The organism is Cryobacterium sp. Y50, from assembly GCF_002929805.1.
Classification (GTDB): domain Bacteria; phylum Actinomycetota; class Actinomycetes; order Actinomycetales; family Microbacteriaceae; genus Cryobacterium.
Genome location: NZ_PJJM01000079.1, coordinates 49,731 through 58,144 on the forward strand (window position 1 = coordinate 49,731; position 8,414 = coordinate 58,144).

At 62.4% G+C, this 8,414-nt stretch carries 7 protein-coding genes; 1 reads left to right on the top strand and 6 read right to left on the bottom strand.

Features of this window, described 5'->3' with window-relative positions:
• Positions 1-52 precede the first annotated feature (52 nt).
• The 6 genes from CXY73_RS06270 to CXY73_RS06295 form a co-directional block, all read right to left on the bottom strand.
• Positions 53-1,024: an ABC transporter permease gene (locus CXY73_RS06270; protein ID WP_104177175.1), complete on the bottom strand. Its 972-nt coding sequence runs from the start codon at positions 1,022-1,024 to the stop codon at positions 53-55.
• 11 nt (positions 1,025-1,035) lie between these two features.
• On the bottom strand, positions 1,036-2,550 hold the full coding sequence (locus tag CXY73_RS06275) for a sugar ABC transporter ATP-binding protein (RefSeq protein WP_104134663.1): 1,515 nt from the start codon (positions 2,548-2,550) through the stop codon (positions 1,036-1,038).
• A gap of 1 nt (position 2,551) precedes the next feature.
• Positions 2,552-3,580, bottom strand: coding sequence for a LacI family DNA-binding transcriptional regulator (locus CXY73_RS06280; RefSeq protein ID WP_104134673.1), 1,029 nt, complete (start codon positions 3,578-3,580; stop codon positions 2,552-2,554).
• Between the two features lie 361 nt (positions 3,581-3,941).
• Entirely contained in the window at positions 3,942-4,607 is a 666-nt protein-coding gene (locus CXY73_RS06285) for an SDR family oxidoreductase (protein ID WP_104134664.1), read from the bottom strand.
• A gap of 80 nt (positions 4,608-4,687) precedes the next feature.
• Positions 4,688-6,376 carry a long-chain-fatty-acid--CoA ligase gene (locus tag CXY73_RS06290; protein WP_104177176.1) on the bottom strand — a complete coding sequence of 563 codons (1,689 nt, stop codon included), beginning with the start codon at positions 6,374-6,376 and terminating at the stop codon, positions 4,688-4,690.
• A 67-nt stretch (positions 6,377-6,443) separates the two neighbouring features.
• Entirely contained in the window at positions 6,444-7,475 is a 1,032-nt protein-coding gene (locus CXY73_RS06295; RefSeq protein WP_104177177.1) for an NADPH:quinone reductase, read from the bottom strand.
• A 368-nt stretch (positions 7,476-7,843) separates the two neighbouring features.
• Between CXY73_RS06295 and CXY73_RS06300 the strand changes: the two genes are divergently transcribed.
• Positions 7,844-8,414 (top strand): YeeE/YedE family protein (locus tag CXY73_RS06300; RefSeq protein ID WP_146071654.1); only part of this gene is annotated, 571 nt, incomplete at its 3' end.

Here is an 8,414-nt window from a genome sequence, read left to right on the forward strand (position 1 = left end):
CCTTTGAGTGAGATGGAGTGGAAATGATGAAAAGTTGCCAGCAGCCGACGAGTCAGCTATTGCGGGTCTTGCGACGAAGCACGTCGATGCCCACTGCGAGGGCGATCACGAGGCCGATGACGACCTGTTGCCAGAATGAAGTGACATTGAGCAGGTTCAGGCCATTGCGGATAACGACCAGGACCAGAGCCCCCACGAGGGTGCCCGAGATTCGGCCGAGACCACCGGAGAGCGAGGCGCCACCGATTACGACGGCCGCAATGGCGTCGAGTTCATAACCGGCCGCCGCCTGGGGCTGCGCGGAATCGAGGCGCCCGGCGAGCAGCAGTCCGGCGAGGGCAGCGAAGAGTCCGGCCAGGGCAAAGACGGTGACAAGGATGCGCTTGACCGGCAGACCCGATAGCCGTGCGGCTTCTGCGTTTCCGCCGACGGCGTACATCGAACGACCGATCACGGTGCGGTTGAGCAGGAACGACGCGGCCAGGGCAGCGATCACGAGAATGACGATCGGCATCGGCACCGGTCCCAGGTTGCCGCCGAGAAAGGAAACCTCGGGCGCGGTCTTGATCGGCCGGCCATCGGAGATGACCAGGGTCAGTCCGCGGGCAACGCTGAGCATTGCGAGGGTGGCGATGAAGGACGGCAGCTTTCCATAGGCGTTCGCCAAACCGTTGATTGCTCCGGCCAGCGCTCCGACTACCAGACCGCCTACGAGAGCGAGCCAGCCGGGGAGGCCAGCACTGGCGAACATCCAACCGGAGGACATAGCCGACAGAGCCGCCACACTTCCGACGGACAGGTCGATGCCGCCAGCCACGATGACGAAGGTCATCCCGAAGGCCAGCACGGCAACAGTGGATACTTGGATACCGATGTTGAGCAGGTTCGGCCCCGTCAGAAAGTCTGGGGTTGCGATGAACAGGGCGAGGCAGAGAACAACAAGGCCGACCAGGGCGCCGTTGTTGGCGAGGAACTTCTTGTAGTCGACGCCGCGTCGCCGCGTCGGCAGGGTGGTGGTGGACATGAGGTGCTTCCCTATCTCTGTTCGTGCTTCTCGTCGACATCGCGGGCGGCGAGTGTCATAACTGCGTCTTGGGTAGCCTCTGCGGAACTGAGCTCGCCAGCCAGCCGGCCGTCGCGCATCACCAGGATGCGATCGCTCATGCCGAGAATCTCGGGCAGTTCGCTGGAGACCATGAGAATCGCTCCCCCGGCCGCGGTAATCGTGTTCATCAATTCGTAGATCTCGACCTTGGCTCCCACATCCACGCCGCGAGTGGGTTCGTCGAGCAGCAGGACCGTGGAGGCGGCGATGATCCAGCGGCCGAACACGGCCTTCTGCTGGTTCCCTCCGGAGAGTGCGCCGATGGGCTGGTCGATCGTGTGCATGCGGATGCGAAGTCTCTTCGCTACCTCGGTTGCCCGCCTGCGTTGACCGGCAAAATCAACCAGTCCCAGCTTCGCGGTAGACGCAAGGGTTGCGTAGCCAAGGTTGTTATTGACGGACGCGTCGAGCACCAACCCCTGTCCCTTGCGGTCCTCCGGTACGTGCCCGATGCCCGCGGCGATGGCGGCCTTGATATCGCCCTTCGGTAGGTTCTGGCCGCGCACGGCCACCGTGCCGGAAGTGTACCGATCTGCGCCCGCGATGGCCCGGATGAGTTCGGTACGTCCGGCGCCGACCAGACCCGCGATGCCGAGTACCTCGCCCGCCTTGACGGTGAAACTGATGTTGCTGAATAGTCCGGTCGAGGTGAGGTTCTCTACGGTGAGCACTTCCACGGCCTGACTCAGATTTTCGGACACTCTGGGGAACTGGTCCTCAATGCCGCGGCCGACCATTAGCTTGACGAGCTCGTCTTCGGATGTCGAAGCCGGAACCTCTCCGATAAATTCGCCGTCGCGCAGTACTGTGACGGTGTCTCCGACCTCGGCGATCTCGTCGAGGTGGTGGCTGATGAACAGCATGCCGACGCCTCGCTGGCGTAGGTCGGCCATGACAGCGAACAGGTTTTCGGTTTCGTGGCGCGTCAGCGCCGCGGTGGGCTCGTCGAGTATCAAAATGCGGGCGTTGATGCTCAGCGCCTTGGCGATCTCGACCAGCTGCTGCCGGGCGATGCCCAGGTCTCCGACCAGGGCATCGACGTCGATATCCAACCCGATCAGGGCCAGAGCGGCACGGGCCTGCTGGCGTAAGGCCCGGCGGTCTACGAGACCGTGCTTAGTCGGCATCCGCCCGAGCATGACGTTTTCGGCAATGCTCATGCTGGGAACAAGGTTCAGTTCCTGATGAATCGTGGCGATGCCCAGCGCCTCCGCCGCGCGAGTGTTCGGCAGGGTGACCGTATTTCCATCAACGACGATGTGGCCGGAGTCCGGCTGGTAAACGCCCGCCATCATCTTGATCAGCGTGGACTTGCCAGCGCCGTTCTCCCCGAGCAATACCTGAACCTGGCCGGGATACACACTGACCGTGACATCGTTGATGACCGTGACCGACCCAAAGACCTTTCCTACATTCTGCAAGGTCAGCAGTGGTTGTTGAGTCATGTCAGTTCTTCCTTCGGCTGGATGCGGGCAGGATGGGCACCGACGACGAGGCCCTGATGACGAGTTCGCTGGGGAGAACCACCGATTGGGGGGTTTGCCCGGCGATGACCTCAAGTAAAAGGTCGAAGGCGATCCGGCCCATGTCCTCCACGCTGTGAGAGATGACGCTGAGGGCCGGGTCGAGTAGGGCGAACCACTCGATGTCATCGAAGGCAACCAGGGCGATGTCCGTGCCGATGCGCAAACCGAGTTTGTGCAGGATGGCGATCGCGCCGACGGCCATCAGGCTGTCCGCGGCAAGCAACGCCGTGGGTGGGTCGTTCAGTTCGAGCAGAACGTGCACGCCCGCCGAGCCGCTCGCCGCCTGAAAGTCACCGAAGTAGACCAGGTCAAGGTCTTGACTGAGACCGGCGTCGGTCACAGCCGCAGCGAAGGCTGCGTACCGGTCGCGTCCGGTCGAGGTCGCCTGCGGACCGGAGATATACCCGATCCTGGTGTGCCCGAGGGAGGCGAGGTGTTCTACGGTCTGACGAATGCCTACTGCGCTGTCGGTGGTTACGGTCGGCACGTCGATGCCGTCGACTGTGCGGTCTACGAAGACGGTGGGAACTTCGCGCTCGATCAGGGAACGGATGCTGCCGCCACCGTCGCCAAGTGGCGCCACGATGATGCCGTCCACCCGCCGAGAGATCAGCGTCTCCAGGTACCGGTCCTGCTGTTCCTTCTGCTCGTTGGCATTGCCGAGCAGGGTGACATAGCCCTCGGAGAGGGCTGCTTGCTCAACAGTATGGGCGAGGTCGGCGAAGAACGGGTTGCGCACGTCTGGTACCAGCAGGCCGATGGAATCGCTCCGGGTCGAGCGCAGGGCCCTGGCCTGCGCGTTGGGCCGGTAGTCCAGCTCGATGGCTGCCGCTGCGACCTTGTCCCGAGCCTGGGGAGAGGTGGCGGGATTACCAGAGAGTACGCGGGACGCGGTGGCTGCAGAAACGCCAGCGAGCGCGGCCACATCCTTAATTGTGATGTCCACCATCTCTTTCACCTCATCGTGGTCGTGGAATCGATTCCATGGAATCGATTCCATACTAGATCGCGGAGTGAACGTGTGTCAACGTGACCCGCCAAACTGGACTTGATCCTCAAGCGTGCTTGGGACGGCACCTAGATCTTGGGTCTGCGGAATNTGGGACGGCACCTAGATCTTGGGTCTGCGGAATCTACGGATGGTTCCCTGAACCACGTCAAGAAAAATGGGGTCTCGGCTGGTTAGTGTTAGTGCTATTTCGCGTCGTCGTGGCACGCACGCGAGAAGCCCGCCCGTGTGTGAACACGGGCGGGCTTCTCAAACACGTGCTGTGAGGTGCTCGCGGTCGATTACGTCAAACTGACGCCGATTAGTCGGCGCTGATCTGCAGGCGAAACTGGTCGCGCTTCGCGTGCAAATTCCAGAGGTGCTCGGCCAGCTTTGCCGGGTCCTTTTCGGGGTGGCCAGCAATGATGCCACCGCCGATGATGAGCTGGGACACCTGGATACCCTCTTCACCAAGAACCTCATTCAACAGCTGCGCGTAGGCGGCCTGTCCGGCAAAGGCAATGGATGTACCCGTCAGACTGCGTACCGGAGTCACTGCGGTGCCGCCGTTGACGAACAGGATGGTGCCCCGGTTCTTTCCCAAGAAACGCATACCGGGTACGACCTGGTGCACCGCCGCGACGGGACCATAAACGGAGAATTCGATCGGTCCGACCAAATCAGCGGGTGTCGTTTCGAGCACGGGACGCATGAAGTCCTTCTGCGGCAGGGGGCTGTACTGCAGCACCTCGATCGCGCCGAGGGTTTCCGCTACCTGCTCGAGCGCTCGCGTGATCGACGGCTGGTCCCGCACGTCGGCGACAAAACCCTTCGCGGTGATTCCCTCTTGGCGCAGTTCTTCAGCCAGGGCATCCACTCGCCCCTGGTTACGCGAAATCAGCGCAACGGTAAATCCTTCCTTACCAAAACGATGCGCTACTGCTGCACCGAGTCCCTTGCCTGCACCGATAATTGCGATAGTAGTCATACCGGTTGCAAGACCCCTCTACGGGGAAATATTCCCTCGGGAAACATCATGAGCGACCCAGCAACATCGTTGGCCTGGTATCAGAGCAGCGGCAGAACCTGCTCACGAACCTGCTTGCGCAAGACCTTGCCGAGCATCGAGCGTGGCGTGTTTTCGATCTGCACGATTCGCCGCGGAATCTTGTACGCCGCGAGGTGTTCCCGGCAGTGCGCCCGCAAGGCATCCTCGTCGAGAGTGGCACCCGACTTGAGCTCGATCGCGGCTACGACCATCTCCCCGCCCCGTTCGAGCGGACGGCCGAACGCGGCGGCGTCACTGACACTCGAGTGCAGGCGCAGAACGGCCTCCACTTCGGAGGGCGAGACGTTGAAGCCACCGGTAATGATGAGCTCCTTAGCCCGGTCTACGATCGTGGTGAAGCCATCCTCATCCACGATCACGATATCACCGGTGCGCAGCCAGCCATTGGGCAGAAGCGTCTTCGCTGTCTCCTCCGGGTTGTTCCAATAGCCCTGAAATACCTGAGGTCCCTTCAGTAACAACTCTCCTGGCTGGCCTACGGGCACCTCGGTACTCGGGTCATCCAGATCGACTACTTTCATCAGGGTCGATGGAAAAGGCACACCGATCGTGCCCGTACGTCGGCTGGCATGAAACGGATTACCCAGGGCGACCGGAGACGACTCGGTCATGCCATATCCCTCCACAAGCAGTCCGCCCGATACTGACTCCCACAGTTCTACGACGTGATCGGGTAGATTCATGGCGCCCGAAATGCAGTACTTGCACGATCGCAGCGAGATCCCTCTTTCTTTCGCGGCGAGCGCCGTGCGCTCGTAGATCGGCGGCACCGCGCAGTACACCGTTGCGGGTGACTTCTTCATGGCGTCGAGAATCAGACCGGGCTCGAACTTCGGGAACAACACCAGCAAACCCTGCTTGCGGATGCCGTACGTCAGGTACAAAGTCATCCCGAACGCGTGAAACATCGGCAGGATCGCATAGAAGATTTCTTTGCGGTACTGCGCTCCGTGCATCCACGCCTCACCCTGCAAAGCATTGGAATACAGGTTGAAATGAGTGAGCATGGCCCCCTTCGGCGTGCCAGTGGTGCCCGAAGTGTACTGAATGGCGGCCAAGTCATCCACCGACGGGCGCGGATGCTCGAAGTCGATAGCACCATGACCGAGCAGGTCCTTCCACGACATCGTTCCCGGCGCCGGGCCCGTAAGCGCCGCGCGTGACTCGCGCAGGTTCTTCACCGGCAGGTGCAGGGCGAGGCGCTTGAGGGTGGGAAACTCCATGAGGAGATTGACCGAGACGACGTGGTCAATCTCGATGTCGGCCGGAAACTCACGCACGGCGGCCGTCGCCTTGTCCCACGCGATGACGACGCGGGCCTGGTGATCTTCGAACTGGTGACGTAATTCTCTGGAGGTGTAGAGCGGATTGTGCTCCACCACCACCGCACCGAGGCGGAGCACCGCGTAGAAAGAGACGACATGCTGGGGACAGTTCGGCAAGATCAGAGCCACCCGGTCGCCAGCTTGCACCCCGAGATGGCGCAACCCCGCGGCGGCCCTGTCGATCTGGTCGCCGAGCTCGGTGTAGGTCGTTCGACGCCCAAAGAACTCCAGTGCAGGGTGGGCGCCGGCCTCGGCTACTGCCCGCTCGAGCATCGCCACCAGGGACTCCGTTGGGAGTTCAATCTGGGCGGGAACGCCCGGTTGATAGTTCTTACCCCACTGCTCGTGTTCATTGTTTGCCATGACCCCATCCTCCCGTGAGTTGAAGCGGAATCCTGCGCGTGCCCTGCGGATGCCGCGACCGATGCGATCAGGCAGCGGCCACGTCGATGAGCACCTTGCCGGTGACACCACTTTCGACCAGCGCATGGGCATCCGCTGTGTGCGCGAGGTCGAAGCGATGCAGCGGCAGTCCCCCATCCGCTCCCACGTTCAGCGCGCCGTCGACGAGTGCGGCATTGATGCCGGCGGCGGCCTGGTGCACGACCTCGGCGCCGACCGTGTAGAGCAGCACGAACTGGTAGCGCACGTTGAGGCTGAAGTGTTTGCGTACGTCGAGAGTCACCAGGTCGCCGCCATTGTTGGCGTAGACCGCGATCGAACCTCGGTTGCGGATGACGGCTAGATCCAGGGCGGAATTCTGGGCTGGGGCCACCTCCACGATCAGGTCAACTCCGTCGGGAGCGACGGTGCGGATCTGGGTCACCACGTCAGAATCGGTATAGATCAGCACTCGGTGAGCACCGGCGGCCGTGGCGAGCGCTGCCTTGGCCGGCCCACTTACCGTCGTGATCACGGTGGCACCAGCCCAACGTGCCAGCTGAATGGCGGCGTGGCCGACTGCACCAGCACCGCCGGCCACGAGCACAATCTTGCCGCCCAGGGCGCCCGGATACAGCGTGTCCGGACCGTCTTCGGCCACCGATAGCGCTCGGTACGCCGTGACGGCCGGCACCCCCAGGCTCGCTCCCTGGTCGAAACTCGTCTCGGGCGGTAAGGCGAACACGCGCTCCGCCGGCAGTACCGCGTATTCCTGCGCGGTACCGCTATCCGCACGCTGGTACGCGGCGAGAGCGAGCCACACCCGGTCGCCCACGGCGACGTTCTCGACACGGTCACCGATCGCATCCACTATGCCGGCGCCGTCCTGATTGGGTACGACGTCGGTGAATGCCAGCGCCTCTCCGGGCGCCGTGCCGCGACGCGACTTCCAATCTGTGGGATTGACCCCGCTCACCACGATACGCACCCGCACCTCCCCCGCCTTGGGTTCACCCACTGGGCGATCGACGAGTTGGAGTACGGACGGGTCACCGGTCTGGCTATACACAATGGTCTTCATGTAAAACGCAACGCATCGTGCGTCAAAATGTTTCCCGCGGCCGAGGACCAAGTCGATGCTCCATGGCCGCGCGCGAAAGTGAGCACGATGGCGCCGATGAATCCGGCTCCCGATTCAGAGTTGAGGTGACCTCGCTAACGCGGCGAGACGGCGCAATTCTTGGCGGATGAAAAGCCCCAGCGACCGCCACAATGAATCGCATTCACGGGTTCATGGCCTCGGGGCGTAGCGCTCAACCTCAAAGCAGTCAAATGTGTCGTCTCACAGGGTCACCCGGCGACTTCTGCGGCGCTGCTTCGAATGATGAGTCATAGCGTCAATAGTGCCTTCACGACTGCAGCGAAGGCCGTAACGAACGGGGATACGACATGCTTCTTACTGGTTTGGGCCTGGGCATTGCCCTCGGCTTCGCGATGCAACGCGGTCGTTTCTGCGTTACCGGCGCGTTCCGTGATCTCTGGGTCACCGGCAACACTCGCTGGATTACGGCGTTTCTGATCGTGATCGCCGTGCAGAGCGTCGGAGTCTTTACCCTGGATGCAGTCGGAGTAATCTCGTTGGCGTCCAGCGCCTTTCCCTGGCTTGCCACAATTCTTGGGGCCTTCCTCTTTGGCTTCGCCATCGTGCTCGCCGGCGGCTGCGCCACGGGCACCTACTATCGGGCCGGTGAGGGTCTGGTGGGCAGCTGGCTGGCGCTCATCTTCTACGCGCTGTTTTCCGCGATCTCGAAGACCGGCGTGCTGGCTACGGGAGTCTCCGGCCTGCGCAGCGTAACGGTGGAAGCCTCAACCGTGCACGGGCTGCTTGGCGTCTCGCCCTGGCTCCTGATCGCCGTGCTGGCCAGCGCGGTTGGTTTGTTGACCCGGCATCACCTGCGCAAACGCCCAGGAGCTCGCCTAGCCACCCTGCCGCCCCGCAAAAGCGGCATCGCCCACCTTC